At 69.5% G+C, this 16840-nt stretch carries 15 protein-coding genes and 1 pseudogene; 8 read left to right on the top strand and 8 right to left on the bottom strand.

Features of this window, described 5'->3' with window-relative positions; translation table 11 throughout:
- Positions 1-31: 31 nt before the first annotated feature.
- The 5 genes from fxlM (at position 32) to ACWCP2_RS09450 (ending at position 6805) form a co-directional block, all read left to right on the top strand.
- On the top strand, positions 32-1273 hold the full coding sequence (gene fxlM, locus ACWCP2_RS09470) for a methyltransferase, FxLD system (protein WP_450908186.1): 1242 nt from the start codon (positions 32-34) through the stop codon (positions 1271-1273).
- Positions 1274-1275: 2 nt separating this feature from the next.
- Positions 1276-1452: an FxLD family lanthipeptide gene (locus ACWCP2_RS09465; RefSeq protein ID WP_450907991.1), complete on the top strand. Its 177-nt coding sequence runs from the start codon at positions 1276-1278 to the stop codon at positions 1450-1452.
- Between the two features lie 221 nt (positions 1453-1673).
- Positions 1674-4571 carry a lantibiotic dehydratase gene (locus ACWCP2_RS09460; protein WP_450907990.1) on the top strand — a complete coding sequence of 966 codons (2898 nt, stop codon included), beginning with the start codon at positions 1674-1676 and terminating at the stop codon, positions 4569-4571.
- Positions 4568-5746 (top strand): lanthionine synthetase C family protein, encoded by a 1179-nt coding sequence (locus ACWCP2_RS09455; protein WP_450907989.1) that lies wholly within the window; start codon positions 4568-4570, stop codon positions 5744-5746. The genes ACWCP2_RS09460 and ACWCP2_RS09455 overlap by 4 nt, the downstream gene beginning before the upstream one ends.
- 81 nt (positions 5747-5827) lie before the next feature.
- Positions 5828-6805 (top strand): thiopeptide-type bacteriocin biosynthesis protein, encoded by a 978-nt coding sequence (locus ACWCP2_RS09450; protein WP_450907988.1) that lies wholly within the window; start codon positions 5828-5830, stop codon positions 6803-6805.
- Between the two features lie 141 nt (positions 6806-6946).
- Here the strand turns inward: ACWCP2_RS09450 and ACWCP2_RS09445 are convergent, their stop codons facing one another.
- From ACWCP2_RS09445 to ACWCP2_RS09435, 3 genes are all read right to left on the bottom strand, one after another.
- Complete coding sequence (locus tag ACWCP2_RS09445; protein WP_450907987.1) at positions 6947-8074, bottom strand: tyrosine-type recombinase/integrase; 1128 nt, start codon at positions 8072-8074, stop codon at positions 6947-6949.
- 72 nt (positions 8075-8146) lie between these two features.
- Positions 8147-8326: a helix-turn-helix transcriptional regulator gene (locus tag ACWCP2_RS09440; protein ID WP_450908185.1), complete on the bottom strand. Its 180-nt coding sequence runs from the start codon at positions 8324-8326 to the stop codon at positions 8147-8149.
- A 179-nt stretch (positions 8327-8505) separates the two neighbouring features.
- A complete protein-coding gene (locus tag ACWCP2_RS09435; RefSeq protein WP_450907986.1) occupies positions 8506-9783 on the bottom strand; it encodes a tyrosine-type recombinase/integrase in 1278 nt (425 codons plus the stop codon).
- Between ACWCP2_RS09435 and ACWCP2_RS09430 the strand changes: the two are divergent.
- Positions 9755-9919, top strand: a pseudogene (locus ACWCP2_RS09430) (pirin); the annotation flags it as partial. The gene ACWCP2_RS09435 and the pseudogene ACWCP2_RS09430 overlap by 29 nt on opposite strands.
- Positions 9920-10015: 96 nt before the next feature.
- On the opposite strand, the gene ACWCP2_RS09425 reads toward ACWCP2_RS09430, so the two are convergent.
- From ACWCP2_RS09425 to ACWCP2_RS09410, 4 genes are all read right to left on the bottom strand, one after another.
- On the bottom strand, positions 10016-11353 hold the full coding sequence (locus ACWCP2_RS09425; protein ID WP_450907985.1) for a hypothetical protein: 1338 nt from the start codon (positions 11351-11353) through the stop codon (positions 10016-10018).
- A gap of 391 nt (positions 11354-11744) precedes the next feature.
- Entirely contained in the window at positions 11745-12671 is a 927-nt protein-coding gene (locus ACWCP2_RS09420; protein WP_450907984.1) for an alpha/beta fold hydrolase, read from the bottom strand.
- Between the two features lie 179 nt (positions 12672-12850).
- Positions 12851-13219 (bottom strand): DUF6479 family protein, encoded by a 369-nt coding sequence (locus tag ACWCP2_RS09415; RefSeq protein WP_450907983.1) that lies wholly within the window; start codon positions 13217-13219, stop codon positions 12851-12853.
- Positions 13220-13264: 45 nt separating this feature from the next.
- Positions 13265-14728 carry a glycosyltransferase family 87 protein gene (locus ACWCP2_RS09410; RefSeq protein ID WP_450907982.1) on the bottom strand — a complete coding sequence of 488 codons (1464 nt, stop codon included), beginning with the start codon at positions 14726-14728 and terminating at the stop codon, positions 13265-13267.
- A 114-nt stretch (positions 14729-14842) separates the two neighbouring features.
- On the opposite strand from ACWCP2_RS09410, the gene ACWCP2_RS09405 reads away from it, so the two are divergent.
- Together ACWCP2_RS09405 and ACWCP2_RS09400 are read left to right on the top strand one after the other, a co-directional pair.
- The gene (locus ACWCP2_RS09405) at positions 14843-15985 is read left to right on the top strand and encodes a molybdopterin-dependent oxidoreductase (protein ID WP_450907981.1); all 1143 of its coding nucleotides are present in this window, start codon (positions 14843-14845) and stop codon (positions 15983-15985) included.
- On the top strand, positions 15985-16389 hold the full coding sequence (locus tag ACWCP2_RS09400; protein ID WP_450907980.1) for a hypothetical protein: 405 nt from the start codon (positions 15985-15987) through the stop codon (positions 16387-16389). The genes ACWCP2_RS09405 and ACWCP2_RS09400 overlap by 1 nt, the downstream gene beginning before the upstream one ends.
- Before the next feature lie 343 nt (positions 16390-16732).
- Here the strand turns inward: ACWCP2_RS09400 and ACWCP2_RS09395 are convergent.
- A partial coding sequence (locus ACWCP2_RS09395; protein WP_450908184.1) for a fasciclin domain-containing protein occupies positions 16733-16840 on the bottom strand: 108 nt, incomplete at its 5' end.

Genomic DNA, 16840 nt, shown 5'->3' with positions numbered 1-16840 from the left:
AATGACAGGGAGCCAGCACGTGACCGAGACCATGAATGAATCCACCGCGTCCGCCGAGGAACTGCGCACCGCGATGACAGCCCAGCTCGTCGAGGCGGGCACGATCCGAACCAAGTGGGTCGAGGCGGCGTTCCGGACCGTGCACCGCCACGCGTTCGCTCCCGACGCACCGCTCGTCGAGGCATACGCCGCGCACGAGGCCGTGCGTACGAAGAGGGACGAGTACGGGATCGCCACGAGCTCCGTCTCGGCCCCCGACATCCAGGCGATGATGTTGGAGCAGGCAGGGCTCCGGGTGGGGATGAGGGTCGGCGAGATCGGCTCAGGCGGCTACAACGCGGCCCTGATGGCAGAGATTGTGGGCCGGGACGGATCGGTCGTCACCGTCGACATCGACTCCTACGTCACCGACCGGGCGCGCACCCTGCTGAACGCGGCAGGCTACGGCCGGGTGGAGGTGTTGCTCGCCGACGCGGAGCACGGCTTGCCCGGCCACGGGACGGTGGACCGGCTGATGGTCACCGTCGGCGCCTGGGACATCCCCCCTGCGTGGACCGATCAGCTCGCAGGGGACGGGCGATTGATCGTGCCGCTGCGGATGCGTGGCCTGACCCGCTCGGTCGCCTTCGACCGCGACGGCGACCGGCTCGTCTCCCGGTCGGCGCAGGTCTGCGGGTTCGTCAACATGCAGGGCGAGGGAGAGCACGCGGAGCGGCTGCTGCTGATCCGGGGCAAGGAGATCGCCCTCCGATTCGATGACGGGTGGCCGGCCGACCCCGACGCCCTGAACGGGGTGTTCGACACCGAGCGGGTGGAGAAGTGGTCGGGGGTCAGCGTCGCGCGTACCGAGCCCTTTACCGGACTGCAGATGTGGCTGGCGACCGCTCTGGACGGCTTCTGTCTGATGTCAGTGGACGCCGACCTGGACAGCGGCCTCGTCGCTCCGCAGAACAAGCAGTCCAACCTCGCACTCCTCGACGGGGACTCCTTGGCCTACCTGACCATCCGCCGGGACGGGGACCGGGCCGAGTTCGGTGTGCACGGCTACGGCCACCACGCTGAGCAGGTGGCCGAGGCCCTGGCGGAGCAGATCCGGACATGGGACCGCGACCACCGGCAGGACGAGCCGGTGATCTACGCCTACCCGATCAGCACCCCCGCGAACGACCTGCCCGCTGGGCGGGTCATCACGAAGCGGCACCGCCGCATCGTCATCTCCTGGCCCCACGAGGGTCAGGTCGACCACCGCACCACCAACGACAAGGAGAACTGACCATGACCCACCAGATCGAACGGGCCACCACCAACCTCGGCGACTTCCAGCTCGACCTGCGAGTGGTCGAGTCCGCCACTCCGATCGCGAACCTCCTGCGTGCCACCGACGACGGCTGCGGGTCGTCCTGCGGCGGTTCCAACACCGCGTGTACCTCGTTCACCGGCGACCCCTCCTGAGCCGGTCCGTCGCGAGGTGACCGAGCCTTCACCGCCGGCCGCAGTGAACCACGGCACCTGATCTATCCCGCCGCCGGGCACACGGCCGTGTGCCCGGCGGCGCCACGAGGACTCCACGACGGCGAAGGGGCACGGCTATGGCGGGTCGAGGACGGCTCTACCGGGCTACGAGGGTTGTGCTGGTGCGGGCCACCACACACTCCGGGCTGGGGGTTCCGACGGTGAACGTGGACCTGTCCGGGCCGGGCGGCGTCGAACGGGGCCGGGCCTGGCTGGCGGCCGTCCGCGCCCACGAGCAGGGCCGCCAGGCGTTGGAGGAGGCGAGCCCGGTCCTGACCGCGCAGACCACCGCTGTTCTGGCTGCCCCCGATCCGGACGAGCGGACAGTGCGACGGCTGGTGCACTCCACTGCTGCCTACCTACTGCGCTGGCGCGGGCGGGCGACACCGTTCGGGCACTTCGCGGGGATCGCCCCCGTTCGCATCGGCCCCGAGCCGCAGGCGGACTGGGGGGAGGAACACAGGGTGGTACTGCGGCCGGATGCTGACTGGCTCGGTGCCGTGACCGACCAGCTTGCAGCCCGGCCAGAGGTGCTGGAGAGGCTGTTCGTGGCAGTGAACCCGGCCGCCGCCGTCCGGGGAGGGCGCATCGTCTCCCCGGGCCGGACGCCCGCTGAGGGCCTGGCGCCGCTGGAGGTGTCCGTGGCGGCCACCGAGCCCATCCGAACCGCGCTGGACGCTGCCCGCGTGCCGGCCGCTTTCGCCGACGTCGCCAAGGCCGTCACCGCCGCCTTCCCCCATGCCGACACCACCACGGTCCACGGGCTCCTCGCGCAATTGGTGGACAGCGGCGTCCTGCTGTCCACCCTGGATGCTGTAGCCGCTGGCCCCGAACCCATCGCCGTCTTGCAGGCGGTATCTGGCGGCCCGGCCGCGCACAGCGGACCGCTCCTGGCACCCGCGGTGGAGGTCTCCGAAACCGTGCCGCCCGCATGGCCGGACACGGTCCTCACCGCCCAGGTCACCATCCCCGCCGACGTGCTGTCCGAGGCGGAGAAGGTCGCCTCCATCCTGTTGCGGCTCTCTCCGTATCCGTTCGGCCCCCCGGTCTGGCGCGACTATCACCAGCGGTTCCGGCAGACGTACGGACACGGTGCTGCGGTGCCGGTGGCTGACCTGGTCGCCGACTCCGGGCTCGGGTTCCCGTCGGGCTACCTCGGCGCCGCCCGTCCGTCGCCGGCCCGGACGCTGTCCGCCCGCGACGAGACGTTACTTGCCCTGGCACAGCAGGCTGCCCTCGATCGGGCCCGCGAGGTCGTGCTCACAGAGGAGCTGCTCGCCTCGCTCGCCGTGGCCGAGGCCGCCGATCTGGTACCTCCGCCGTGTGTGGAGCTGGCCTTCCACCTCCTGGCCGACAGTGCCGAGGATGTGCGGCGGGGGCGGTTCGAGGTTTGGGCGGCGTCGGCTGCCCGCCCATCCTCATCCATGGCCGGACGCTTCACCGACCTACTGCCGAAGGACGATCACGACGCGTGGATGGCCGCGCTGGCAGGTCCGACCGGACCGCTGCACGCGCAGTTGTTGTTCCCGGCCCGCAGACGCCGTAGCGGCAATGTGGTTCGCACCCCGGTCGCGACCGGCCACACCATCGGTCTCGACTGGCCCGCCCCCGGCCCTGGCGGCATCCCGCTCGCCGACCTCGCCGTCACCTGCGACGCTCGCCACCTCTACCTGATCCGCTCCTCCACCGGCCAGGTGGTGGAGCCGCGGGTCCTTCATGCACTGGAGCCGACCGTCCTGACGCCGCCCCTGGCCCGCTTCCTCGCCGAACTCGCCGGGGCCCGGCGTACCGCGTGGCGGCTGCCTGACTGGGGCGCCGCCTCGCGCCTCCCCTACCTGCCCCGACTGCGCCACGGCCGCGCCGTCCTGGCACCGGCGCGCTGGCTCCTGAACGCCGGCGATCTGCCTGGCCCGGCTGCCGCACCCGCTGCCTGGGAGGATGCCTTCGACGGGTGGCGGGCTCGCCGCGACGTCCCGTCCTCCGTGGTCCTCGTCGAAGCCGAGATGCGTCTGCCCCTGGACCTTGACGTGCCTCTGCACCGGGATTTGCTGCGCGCCCGACTGGCCAGGACGGGGGAGCTGGCGTTGCGGGAATCACCTGAGCTGACAACTATGCCCACCGCTCCGTCCGCAGGCGGGTTCATGGGCCGTGCTCACGAATTCCTGACCGTCCTGCACGCCGCCGAACCGGCCCCGATCCCGAGGCACTGGTCCGCCGTTGCGGCCGCGGTCCCAGAACAGCCTGGCCTATCCCGCACGCTGTGCGCCCACCTGCACGGGCATCCGGGGAGGCAAGACGAGCTCCTCACCGAGCACCTGCCCCGGCTGCTGGCCGGATGGAATCCGTTGCCCCTCTGGTGGTTCACCCGCCATCACGACAGTAGCCACCCCGACCTCGACCGCCCCCTGGTCTTCACCATGCAGGTTGACGAGGGCGGGTTCGGACCGACAGCCGCCCGCCTCGGCTACTGGGCTGACGGACTACGGCGCCTGGGCCTGGCCTCCAGGCTCGACTTGGTCGCCCACCAGAGCCAGGACGGCCGGTACGGGTACGGGCCCGCTCGCGCAGCTGCCGAGGAGGTGTTCGCGGCCGACAGCGCCGCCGCCCTCGCCCAGATCACGTACGCCGCCCATACCGGCATCCCCGCCGAAGCGCTCACCGCTGCGTCCCTCACCGACCTCGCCACCGCCTACGCCCCTACGCCGGACGAAGGCTGGGCCTGGCTGTCAGCCAACCTGCCGCGCGAGTCCGGGCGTATGGACGCCGTGCTGGTTCGGCAGTCACTGGCGCTGGCCAACGCCGACGCATTCCCTCACGAGGCCGCCGCCCGACCGCTTGTAGTCGCTTGGACTGCCCGTGCCGACGCCCTGACCACCTACCGTCGGGCGCTGGCCGATCAGCGCGAAGACCCCCTGACCGTCCTCCGGTCGCTCCTCCACCTACACCACGTTCGTGCCCTCGGCGGCGGTCCGGGCCCTGAGGCACTCACCCTCCGTCTCGCCCGCACCGCCGCCCTCGCTCGCACCCACCACACCGACCGTCACAGGGGTCGCTCGTGAACGCCACCCTCCTCGGGGCGCGCTACGGCCGCCGCCTACAGACACCCGACCCGTCCGCAGACCCGGTGCTGGGCCAGTCCCTCAGCCAGGGGGCGGCCGGGATCGCGCTGTGGCACGTGGAGAACGCACGGTGCGGTGCCGGCTCGTGGGAACCGGTCAAGGACTGGCTGGCGGCAGCGACCCGCACTGACGTGACGGCTGCCGACTCTGCCTGCCTCTCCTACGGAGCGCCGGCGCTCGCGTTCGTCCTGCACGCCGCCGGGGCCGACGGCACCGCCCGCGACCGTCTCGACATTGCGACCGCCACCCTGGCCCACCGCCGTGTCGCCGCCGCCCGGGCCCGTATCCGGTCCGGCGCCCTACCGGCCATGGCCGAATTCGACCTACTGCACGGCCTGACCGGCATCGGCGCTCACCTCCTCCACCACACCCCCGGTGATGACGCGCTTGCCGCCGTCCTCCGATACCTCGTCGTACTCACCCGCCCGGTGACCGTGCACGGCGAACAGATGCCGGGCTGGTGGTGTGTCCATGACCCGGCACGCCGCTACACACCGGGCGGGCACGCGAACTTCGGCATGGCCCACGGCATCGCCGGTCCCCTCGCCCTCCTGGCCCAAGCGACCCGCCGGGGAATCACCGTGGACGGCCAGACGGACGCCATCGCCACCCTGACGGCCTGGTTCGACCAGTGGCGTCAGGAGGGTGAGGGCGGTCCGTGGTGGCCAGAGACGATCACACGCACTGAAATGGCGACCGGCCGCCCGCACAGCAGGGGCCCCGGGCGCCCATCGTGGTGCTACGGCATCCCGGGAATCTCCCGAGCCCTCCAACTTGCCGCCCTGGCAACCGCCGACACAGTCCGTCAGGAGGCGGCCGAGAACACGCTGGCCGCTTGCCTCGCCGACGCTTGCCAGATCAGCCGGATCACCGACACGGGCCTGTGCCACGGCACGGCTGGATTGTTCCAGACCGTCTGGAGGGCCGCTCAGGACGCCCGCACGCCCGACCTGTCGGCCGCCGCCGATGCGCTCGCCACCGTCCTTCACGGTCAGCCGGCCGAGCCCGCCCCCGGGCTTCTCGAAGGCGCTGCCGGACAGGCCCTCGCCCTGGCCACCGCGGCACGCGCCTGCCCGCCTGTTTCTGGCTGGGACGCCTACCTCCTCATCAACTGACCCCGCTGCAGCAAGTGAGGACAGCGCTTGCACCGCCGGCCACTTTGTCTCGCAACCCTTCGCGGAGAGGAACCACCCCCGATGACAACCCCTCACGTCCCCCAGCAGACCGAACATGCTGTTCTTGCCGTGCTGGCCGGCCAGTCCATCGCCGCAGCCGCGGCTTACGCCGGGATCGACGCCGAAGAGCTCAGCGACGCAACCACCCTCTACCGGGCAGCAGGGCAAGCTGCTCTCGCCGAGCAGGCCTCCCGATGTGACTGGCACCAGTCCCGCATAGAGTTCGCGGACTTCGACCGGGCCGAGGATGTCGCCGCCAACCACCTCGTCCCCCACCTGCGTCTTCTGGAGGACTCCGGTCTCCTCGGCGCCTGGTGGTTCATCCGCAAGGCGCCCTGCTGGAGGCTGAGGCTCCTGCCCGCCGCCGATACTGATCCCGGCCAGCTCCACGCGGCCCTGTCCGAAGTCCTCGGAACCCTCGTTCACTCCGCGGACATCGTGCGATGGTGGCCCACCGTGTACGAGCCCGAGGTCGCGGCCTTCGGCGGGCTCGAAGGCATCGACATCGCCCACAAGCTCTTCCACGCCGACTCCCGCCACTTTCTCGATCGAACCCGGCAGGTAGCGGGTTTGGGGCGGCGTGAGACCTCGATTCTGCTGGTCACGGCCCTCCTGCGAGCGGCTGGGCTTGACTGGTACGAACAGGGCGACGTGTGGGACCGGGTCTCCCGTCTACGCACTCTGCCCGTCGACGTCACCTCCGACAACCTGGCCCAGACCTGCGAAGGAGTACACCGCCTGCTGGCCCTCACCCCCCGACCGCTAACGGCCGCTGGAGGGCCGATGGAGGCCATCGCCCCGTGGCTCGCCGCCTTCGAAGAGGCAGGGAAGGGCATCGGTCACGCTGCACAGATCGGCATCCTCCAGCGTGGCCCCCGCGACGTCCTGGCCCACCATGTGATCTTCCACTGGAACCGACACGGCCTGTCCGCCCGCACTCAGGCAGTCCTCGCCCACGCTGCCCGCGCCGCGATCCTGGCTCCCACCGCGAACACCTGACCAGCGGCGGGCGTTTGTGGACCGCGACATTGCAGTCGCAGCTGTGTCGCTGACGTATTCTGCGCCGCCGTGCATTCGCGCCTTGCAAGCTGCCACACGAGGCGATACGCCAGCCGGCCCTGAACAGCAGACGACTTCTATTTAGACAGCCAGACCCATATCCAGAGACTTTGCTGCCTGTCCGAGTGACCCTGGCATTAGGTGTCGGTAGATTTTGAACGTAACATCGATGCTTTTGTGCCCCATCCATTCGGCAACGTCTGTGATGGGAACACCATGGCTAAGACAGTTCGAGGCGAAGAAGTGGCGCAAGCCGTAGATGACCATGCCTTTGGGGATGTCGAACCCTCCATCCCGTTTGAGTCGTTGCCATTGGTTCTGCAGGAGATATGGCTGGAATGGTTGGCTCGTATCTGTAGGGTGTCGAAGTAGATAGCCGTCGACCGTACCGTATTTCTCGGCGTACAGTTCGATGGAATTTCTGATCCGGAAAGGAAGTGGGACATCACGGTACTCGCCAGGCCTCCGGTGTTTGAGTGGCCCGTATCTCTTAGTGGTTTGGTTGACCTGTTCCGTTATTCGGTAGACGTCATCGGCGACGATGTTGCGAACGTTGACGGCAGCTGCTTCGCCATTCCGCATCCCGCACCCACTCATAAGATTCACGAGCAACTGGAATTTGGGATTGCCACTGGAACGTATGTTGGAGAGCTGGCTCGGCGTCGGAATCTCAGTCCGGGGTGGGGTGTACTGGGGAGGCCGAACGCCTACCAAAGGGTTCTCTTCGTAGATACCCAGTCGATGCGCATTAAGCAGGATGGAGGATAGTTTGTCGAAGGCGTTCGATTGTGTGGCCGCGCCTATGCCGGCAGCCTCCATGCCGCGCAGGAAGTCTTCGACTGCCTTAGGGTCAAAGCTGTTCATGCGGCGGCTGCCGAGGGCGGGTAGGACGTGGTTCTCCAGCAGAGAATCGAGTTGTCTGGCAGAAGACTCTGCTAGGTGACGTTGTCCAGTACGCCATTCGGCGGCATATTCGCTGAGGGGCATTCGGCCAAATTTGTCAATGCGCTCTGCCTTCAGTTGGCCTTGCGGATGCTTTCTCTTTGCTTCGTACACCTCGGCGAGCCTTCCGATGGCCCTATCTTGAGAGCTGAACCCAGATTCTTGAATCTGGCGACCAGAGGGGCCTCGGTATCGAATTTTGTAATCATGCTGGCACTTTGACCACCTGGCTGGCGGGTGATTGCATGATTTGAAGAACGCGCCCATGCCGCGGGCTAGATTCCTTGTTGTCACTCTGGGGTTTCTCCTTCACTCCGAGGTCATTTTCGCTCCCTGGGGTCAATTGGCGTTGGATACTCTCTGCTGTCCTATCCAAGCTTGAACCTCGGATGCTTTAAATTGGATCTTCGCGTTACGGCCTGTGCCAAACTTGTAAGGAATGAGGCCAGACCGCACCCCGTCTCTGTAGATCCAGGTAAGTGACATGTTGAGATGTGTTGCGAGTTCTTTTGCGCTCATGAACTGTTTTGACATCGTTCCTGTTTAGTCGCTCTAGGAGATGAGGCTGACCGCCTTGGCTGACCCAAGCGCAATCCGTGTGAACAGATTCAATGATCGGGAGAATCTGGGATTCTCAAATTCCTGGATCGTCTGATATTGGGCAGGCCGATGAGGTCGATGATGGGGTGGACGCCTCGTCATGCGGCCAGGCCGGTGTCGAGCAGCTTGGCGGCCGTACCGATCGAGCCGGGCATGAGGTGCCGGTAGATCTTGAAGGTGATGTCGATGGTGTTGTGCCCCATCCACTCGGCTACGTCGGTGATGGGGATGTTGTGCCGGAGACAGTTCGAGGCGAAGAAGTGGCGGAGGCTGTAGATGACAGCACCGTCGGGTATGTCGAGTTCGCCCCGTCGTTTGAGTCGCTGCCACTGGTTCTGCAGGAGGTAGGGCTGGAAGGGCCGGCCGGAGTCCCGGGGGTGGCGCAGCAGGTAGCCGTCGGTGGTTCCGTGCCTGTCGGCATACCGCTCGATGGTGTTCTTCGTCCGCTGAGGGAGGGGGACGTCGCGGTATGCGCCGAGCTTGCGATGCTTGAGACGGTCGTACGTCTTGGTCGACTGGTTGACCTGCTCGGTGACGCGGTAGACGTCGTCGGCGACGATGTTGTTGACGTTGACTGCCGCCGCCTCGCCGTTGCGTAGGCCGCAGCCGCTCATGAGGTCTACTACGAGTTGGAACGTTTCGTCGCCGGCTCCGCGTATGGCCTGGAGCTGGGCGGGAGAGGGGATAACGGCACGCTTGGGGTCGTACTGAGGTGGCTTGACGCCCAGCAGCGGGTGGTCGTCGAAGAGCCCCAGGCGATGTGCGTCGAGGAGTATCGACTTCAGCTTGTCGTAGGCGTTGGACTGGGCTGCGAGGCCGACGCCGTTGCGCTCCATCGTCCGGATGAACGCGTCAACGACCTTGTGGTCGAAGGTGCTCATCCGGCGGGTCGCGAGGGCTGGGAAGATGTGGTGCTGGAGAAGTGAGTCGAGGTGACTCAGTGACGCGGCGGCAAGGTGGCGCTGGCCGGCTCTCCACTCGGCGGTGTACTCCCGGAACCGCATCTGTCCGTACTTCTCGAGGCGCTCGCTCTTCGCCTGGTTTGCCGGGGCTGCCTTCTTCGCTTTGTAGACACTGGTCAGACGGTCGATAGCTGCATCCTGGTCGAGGAAGCCCGACTCCTCGACCTGGTTACCGCCCGCGCCCCTGTAGCGGACCTTGTAGAAGTGCGGGCACCGCGTCCAGCGGGATGGCGGGTGCTCGCAGTCCTTGTAGTACGTGCCCATTCCTCGGGCGAGTGCCTTGGCCGCCACGTGTGTGGACTCCTCGGATTCCGATGCTGACGGTTTGCTGACCTTCAGCGATCCGAGGTCTCTCTGACCTGCGAAAACGTTGTTGCGGCGCGCCTTGTTCTGGAACTGGATCGGGCGCAGCAACGAGGAGATCGTGCAAGCCCGCAAGGACTGGATGGAAGGCACCCGCTTCGGCGAAGTGAAGGGCTACGACGGCCCCCCGATCCCAGCGCCGCAGCTCCCGCCGGTACCTCTGAAAGCACGCGGGCGGGTGCGCTGACCTGCATGGTTTCAGATCGGGCCGCGCCTGATCCTCCTTCGCTCCGAGGCCTTCGGGGCGCTGTCCCGCTCCCCGAAGGCTGGACGGTGGGTGCGGTCAGCTAAGGCGGAGGTGGCGCAGGGCCATGACGGTGCCGTCGGGGTGGAGGGATACGGGGCCGCCCCACTTGGCGTCCCAGGGGTCGCAGTCCCAGGAGTCGCGGAGGGCGTATGCCTCGTGGCGGTACTGCTCGACCCTGCCGTCGCGGAGGAGGTCGAAGAGGCCTTCCGCGAGGCCGGAGAAGGCCTCCACCCGGACGCCGTTGAGGCGGAAGACGTGGTGGGTACCCACGAACTTCCTGCCATGGATGGTGTGGGTGACGTCTTGGACGATGCCCGTTCCGGCGTGGGTGAAGGCCTCGAAGTGGCCCTTGCCCTGTCGCTTGGTCAGGTACTGGGCAGTGGGTTCGCCGCCTCCGGTGAAGCCCATCAGGCCCGCGGCGTCGGCCTGGGCGAGCACCCGGCCGAACCAGCCGCACTCCTCGGGGCGCACGTGGTAGCCGACCGGCGGTTCCTCGTGCGGGGCGGTGGGGGCGTCGATGCCGGGAGCGATGCTGCGGTCCTCGACCGGAGGGTCGAGGCGGAGGTCCTTCGCATCCCAGAGGGTGCCGTCGCCCGGAGCCTGGAGCAGGTGGAGCGTGATGCTCTCGCTCTTCTTGGGGAGCGCGGTGCCGAAGACGAAGGCCGGCGTCTCGTTGTACGGGCCGATGTGGATGCCCTCCACGTCGGCAGAGGCGGTGGCGAGCTGTTTGTGAACCTGCGCGGCATGGCCGTGGGTGCCCTTGCACATGACCGGGATGACCCGGGACGGCTCACCCGGCTGCCACACCTCCAGGAAGAAGCCCGGCCGGCGCGGGGCGCTGCTGCGCCCGGCCTCCTTGCCCGTCAGCGTCCAGCCGGCCCGCATGGCTATCTCGGCGTCGATGACCGAGACCGAGTGGTCCGGGTACTGCGCCGCGAGTACGCGCCGGGCGAGTGCCAGCGCGAAGCCGATGCCGAGCTCGCCCGACTGAGTGGCGGCGTAATGGCGCCTGGGGTTGCGGCCCTCGGTGGAGAGCGCCATGTAGCGGCCGTCGTTGCCGGTGAGGGCCTGGCAGTACTTCAGGCTGGCCCAGTGCTCGGCGAGTCCTCGCCCGGCTCCTTGGCGGGCGAGGACGTTGGCCCGTCCCAGGGAGTGCAGGACGTCCCAGGGGGTGAGCTGGAGCGATATGCCGAGTGGCTTGATGGGCAGGGGCCGGAGTTCTGGTTTGCGGCGGAGAGGGGCCTGGCCCTTCTCCCGCTTGGCCTTGTCGTCCGCGGTCGCGGCTTTCGCGACGCTGCCCGCGAGTTCTGATGTCGAGTGAACGGCCACGTTCCACGGCTGCGCGAGATCCCTCAGCACGTCTGCTCGCTTCAAACTGCTTCCCCCTACGTTCGTACGGGTGTTACAGGCCGACGTCGCAAGCTACGTGGGGGGCCAGGGGCGCATGAAGGGCGTAAGCGCGCACATCGCCGATGTCGGCCTTGCCCAGACTGCTGATCGGTCGGCCATCTGGCCATACCTGGTCGGACTGTTGCTCCTCGGGGTTGTCGGCGGTGGCACGTGGTGGCTATGGAGGACGGACCGTTTCATCCGGGGCAGGGACCGTCGGCGGCGTCACGAGGACGCGGTCGACGTCGGTCATCGAACGCGAAGCGGAAGATCTCCAACGGGAGGTCCGCAACCTCCTTGGCTCGCAAGTGCACTTCAAAGCCGAGGCCGCCGCCCAGTTCCTGTAGGGCGGCGGCCTGCGGATGGGGGGACGGGGTCAGTGGTGGGCCGCGTGCATGTTTTCGATCGCCTTGAGTACGAGGTCGGGGCGGTCCGTCGGGATCTCGTGGGACGTACCGGCGGTGGTGACGAGGGTCCGGTTGGGTGCCACCGAGGCGAAGGCGGCGGCGGCCTCGCGCCAGCGCTGGGCGTCCTCGGGCGACCCCGCGAACGGGGTCTTCGCCGAGACCATGACCGTCACCGGTACCGCGGCCGGCCACTTCACCTGGTGGAAGGCTTCGTGGGCCGCGGCGAAGCCTTCGGCTGTGGCGATGAGCTGGCGGTTCTCCGGCTTCTCGGGGTCCTTCTTGGCCGCGTCGACCTCGGGCTGGGTCGCGGCCACGAGACGGGGGATCTCCTGGTCCGTGAAGAACTGCGGGAGGTTGGCGTCGATCAGGACCGCGCCCGAGAGCATCTTCGGGTGGGCCTGGGCGAAGTAGTTCGCGATCTCGCCGGCCTGGGAGTGCGACACCAGGGTCACGTCCTTGGTGACGCCCAGCTGGTCGAGCCCGGCCTTGAGGTCGCTCACGGCGCCCTCGGCCTTCCACGGGCCCGGGACCACGTCGCTCTGGCCGAGCCCGGACCGGTCGTAGGTGATGACCGTGGCGCCGGTGGACGCGTGGAGCTCGGGCGCGATGTCCTTCCACTGCGTGGAGTACTCGCCGCCGCCCGAGTCCAGGACGATCGTGGAGCCGCTGCCCTGGGTGACGTAGAAGGCGAGACGGTGACCGGCGTTGTCGATCATGTGCAGCTTCGCTTCGCCCGCCTTGCCGGTCTGCGGCGAGGTGGCGGACGGGGAGGCCGGCTGCCCGGGGGTGGAGTCCTGGCCGCTGCAGGCAATGAGGCCGCCGGCCGTTGTGGACAGCAGGGCGAGGGCAGTCAGAGCGCGGTTCACGGATCGGCGGCCGGGGGTGGTGCGGGACATGCCGTGCCCTTCGAGGTGCGGATGGTGACGAAATACCGATGTCCATCCTTCGGTGAATCGTCCACCCGCGGAATCCGGCTGCCCTGTGTGTCGATGATGCGGCTGGGGCCAGGGGGCGTGCTGGGGATAACCCCCGCACGTCGGTCTCACGCCTCCGGCGGTGCAGCAGGCCGTGCTCGTCAAGCGCGGCCCGGAGGATCGGGGTGCATGGCGGCGGGTTCCGCCTCGGTGGGGGCCTGTTCGGGATGGGGACGGCTGGTGGAGCCGCCGTTGCCGTAGCCGCCCATCTGGTGGGGGCTCAGTCCGCCCGCGGGGAAGCCCCTCGGTTCGCGGTCTTCGGGCTGCTCGCGCACCTCGTGGACGGCGCCGCCGGGTGGGAGGTGCGGCTGGCTGTCGGGTGTGGGGGGAGGGGGTTCGTGGGCCCGGACCCTCGCGCCCAGGAGGAACGCGGCGATCAGGACGGCGACGATGAGGAGTCCGACGATTCCGAACCACCCGATGTCCGTCAGGGTCATGTCCACGGCCAGGTTGTGCACGCTGGTGTCCATGTCGTTCATGGTGGGGGAGAACGCGCCCAAAAAGGGGAAAAGGGATCATACGGAAGTCTTACGGTCGGGGGCGTGCTGCGGCGATGCCGCCCCGGCGCCCCTCTGCGCGGCGCGGTGCCGGAACCAGGTGGTGACCAGGACGAGGCCCGTGGCGGCTCCGTACACGATGTCGGCGAGTACGGGCCCGTAGTCGAAGGTCGGTCCGAGGATGTAGACGGCGGCGCCGGCCAGCGGGATGCCGAGCCATTCCCAGCGCCCGTCCAGGGCGACGAGCGCGATCAGGAGGAGGGCGTACCAGGAGTAGCCGGGGGTCAGGAGCGCGAACGCCCAGCCGGTGACCAGGAGGGCGCCGCTCCAGGGCCGCCGGGGGTCGCCGCGCCACATCACGTACAGGGACACGCCCGCGACGGCGGCGAGCAGGACGGGGAACGCCCAGGTGTCGGGCAGGACCAGGCGCAGGAGCGCGTACCGGGAGCCGGCCGAGGGGTCGTCGTAGCCCTCTTCCTCCACGTAGCCGCCGAGGTAACCGAAGACCGATTCGTGCGAGAGCAGCACGTACGGCACGTAGGCGAGTACGACGAACGCCGCGGCCGGCAGGAGCACCGCGGCGGCGTCGCGGACGCGGCGGACGCCGGAGAGCGCGCCGGGCAGGACGACGGCGGGCATGAGTTTCGTGGCGATGGCGGCGCCGATGAGCAGGCCTCCGGCCGCCCGCCGGGTCCGGACGCGGGAGGCGACGAGGCCCAGTCCGGCGATGGCGAGGAGTACGCCGAGGACGTCGATGTGGGCGTTGTTGACGGCCTCCAGGGGGACGGCCGGGCACCAGGCCCAGTACGCGGCCTTGCGCAGGTCCCCGCCGCGCCGCCGCAGGATCAGCAGCAGGGCGCCGGTCACGCCGAGGGAGATCAGGCCGGCGCCGATCTGGAGCGGCTTGTGCCGGGCTCCGGAGGGCGAGAGCGTGTCGACGGCGAGGAAGTACACCTCGGCGACCGGCGGGTAGATCGTGTGGACGGCGGGCCTGTTGATCCGGGTGCAGTGCGGCGTGGGGTCGGCGTGGGGGAGCCCCGACAGGCCGGGGCCGGTGCACGCGGCACCCGCGGGGAAGAGCCAGGGGTCCCGCAGCCGGGCGAGCGCCGGGTCCTGCGGGGTGTGGTCGTACGGAGAGACCCCGGCGGACTGGACGCGTCCGTCCCAGGCGTAGCGGTAGGAGTCGGTGCTGGTCCGCGGCGGCCCCAGGAGCCCGGTCACCGTGACGGCGACGGCCCCCGCCACGAGCAGCGGGACGACGGACCGGGCCGGGGCGCGGCGCAGGGCGAGGAGGGCCGCGGCGAACAGTGCCCAGCACGCCGCGTACCACCAGGACAGGCCCACGGGATCGCTGAAGAACCCCCCGTACCGGACGGTGAGGGCGAGGACCGCGGTGAGGGCGGCGAGGGCGATGCCGGTGATCGCGGCGAGGGCCACGCCGGTGGTCGCGGTACGGGTGAGGGGAGCGGGAGGCGGGTTCACCTGCGAAAGCGTTCCAGGCAGCGGCCCTCCGCTGGGGGTCGGCGCCCCGGACGTCCGTGTTTCGTAAGGTGTTCCAGGACCCTGCGCGAGCCGCGCGGGGGGTGTGATGGGGCCATGCGCTTCACCTTGCCCCCGGACCCGCCCCTCACCTTCACGGCGCGCCTGCACGACGCCCGTACGGCCACGGCCATCGGCCGCTGGCTGGGCCTCTCCTTCGCCGTCTGCTTCGCCACGGGTGTGCTGAGCCACTACCTCCAGCACCCTCCTGGCTGGCTGGCCGACTCGCTGCCGAGCCGTCCGTACTGGGGCTACCGGCTCACCCAGGGACTGCACGTGGCGTCCGGGATCGCGGCGATCCCGCTGCTGCTCGCCAAGTTGTGGGCCGTCTACCCCCGGCTGTTCGCCTGGCCGCCGGTGCGCTCCGCGGTCCACGCGCTGGAGCGGCTCTCCGTGGCGGTCCTGGTCGCGGCCGCACTGTTCGAGCTGTTCACGGGCCTGCTGAACACCTTCCAGTGGTACCCGTGGCCGTTCAATTTCGTCCCCGTGCACTACGCCGTGGCCTGGGTCGTGCTCGGCGCCCTGATCCTGCACATCGCCGTGCAATGGCCCACGATCCGCGATCACTTCACGCTTCGTTCCCCCGGAACCCTGGAGCTCCCCGCGTCCGACGGACCCGACCGCAGGCAGCTCCTGGCGGGTGTGGCGGCCGCCGTGGGGGCGGTCACCCTCACGACCGCCGGGCAGTCGGTGACCGCGCTCGGCCCGCTCGACCTGTTCGGCCCCCGCAGCCCCGCCCACGGCGTGCAGGGCCTGCCGGTGAACCGCACGGCCGCCGCCGCACGCGTCAGCAGGGCGTCACTGGCCGACTGGCGGCTGACCGTGGACGGGCCGCGCCCGTACACCCTCACGCTGGACGAACTGCGCGCCATGCCGCAGCACGAGGTCACGCTGCCCATCGCGTGCGTGGAGGGCTGGAGCAAGTCCGCCCGGTGGACCGGAGTGCGCGTACGGGACCTCCTGGAGCGGGCCGGAGGCGGCCCCGGCGCCCGGGCCCGGGTGGTGTCCCTGGAGGCGGCCGGAGCCTACCGGGTGATGGAGATGGGCCGGCTGTACGCGCAGGACCCGCTGACGCTGCTGGCGTTGCGGCTGGGCGGTGAGGTGCTCTCCCTGGACCACGGCTATCCGGCGCGGATCATCGCCCCGAACCGGCCCGGAGTCCTGCAGACCAAGTGGGTCGGCCGACTGGAGGTCGCGTGATGAACTTCCGCTACGTGACAGGCGGGTTCGGGCTGTTGCTCGCCGCCTGGGGAGGGTGGCTGCTCCTCCAGCAGCCCGAGCCCTGGCGGATCGCCGTATGGCTCGGGGGAGCGGTCGTGGTCCACGACGGGTTCGTCGCCCCGCTCGTGATCGCCGTCGCCGCACTCGTCGCCGCGCTGGGCCCGCGCCTGCGCGGTGTGCCGCGCGCGGCCCTGATCGTCGCGGGTTCACTGACCGCGATCGCCCTTCCCCCGCTGCTGCGGCCCGGCGGCGTGGCCAACTCCACGGTGCTGCCGCTCGATTACCTGCGCAACTGGCTGACGGTGCTGGCGGCCATCGCGCTGCTCACCGTCGCGCACGCGGGTGCGCGGGCCGTCCTGCGCCGGACGGCCCGCCGGGACTGAGCGGGGCGCCCGGTCGGGGGCGCCGGCCGCGGGGCCGGCCGGGGGCGGGGTGCGTACCGTACGGATTCGCCGGCGGCCCGCCCGCCGTCGGCCGGGTCGGGTGCACGCGGTGACGCCCGGCCGTCTGGCAACTCCCTTACGGCTTCTAGCCGGTGGCCCGCGCTGCCGCGCTCGGAGCGCCGGCGCCGTACGGCCGACCCCGCGGCGAGGCGACCGCCCCGGCCCCGGCGCCGTACGGCCGGCCCCGCGGCGAGGCGACCGCCCCGCCCCGGATGCGGGTGGGCCGGCCCCCCCGGGTAGGGGGAGCCGGCCCGCAGGGGTGCCCTGTTGTCGCGCGGTGGGATTACTTCGGCATCAGGACGGTGTCGACGATGTAGACGTTGGCGTTGGCGGTCTTGACGTTGCCGCAGACGACGGTGGAGGTGTCGTTGACCTTGTAGGTCTCGCCGGA

The organism is Streptomyces sp. NPDC002104, assembly GCF_053593795.1.
Note: the sequence above shows the minus strand (reverse complement) of the source record. Positions and strands in the feature narration are given on the sequence as shown.

What these genes read in the sequence shown, in the direction of transcription:
- fxlM (WP_450908186.1), top strand. Translation starts at nt 32, where the DNA reads ATGAATGAATCCACCGCGTCCGCCGAGGAACTGCGCACCGCGATGACA.
- ACWCP2_RS09465 (WP_450907991.1), top strand. Translation starts at nt 1,276, where the DNA reads ATGACCCACCAGATCGAACGGGCCACCACCAACCTCGGCGACTTCCAG.
- ACWCP2_RS09450 (WP_450907988.1), top strand. Translation starts at nt 5,828, where the DNA reads ATGACAACCCCTCACGTCCCCCAGCAGACCGAACATGCTGTTCTTGCC.
- ACWCP2_RS09445 (WP_450907987.1), bottom strand. Translation starts at nt 8,074, where the DNA reads ATGGGCGCGTTCTTCAAATCATGCAATCACCCGCCAGCCAGGTGGTCA.
- ACWCP2_RS09440 (WP_450908185.1), bottom strand. Translation starts at nt 8,326, where the DNA reads ATGAGCGCAAAAGAACTCGCAACACATCTCAACATGTCACTTACCTGG.
- ACWCP2_RS09420 (WP_450907984.1), bottom strand. Translation starts at nt 12,671, where the DNA reads ATGTCCCGCACCACCCCCGGCCGCCGATCCGTGAACCGCGCTCTGACT.
- ACWCP2_RS09415 (WP_450907983.1), bottom strand. Translation starts at nt 13,219, where the DNA reads ATGGACACCAGCGTGCACAACCTGGCCGTGGACATGACCCTGACGGAC.
- ACWCP2_RS09405 (WP_450907981.1), top strand. Translation starts at nt 14,843, where the DNA reads ATGCGCTTCACCTTGCCCCCGGACCCGCCCCTCACCTTCACGGCGCGC.
- ACWCP2_RS09400 (WP_450907980.1), top strand. Translation starts at nt 15,985, where the DNA reads ATGAACTTCCGCTACGTGACAGGCGGGTTCGGGCTGTTGCTCGCCGCC.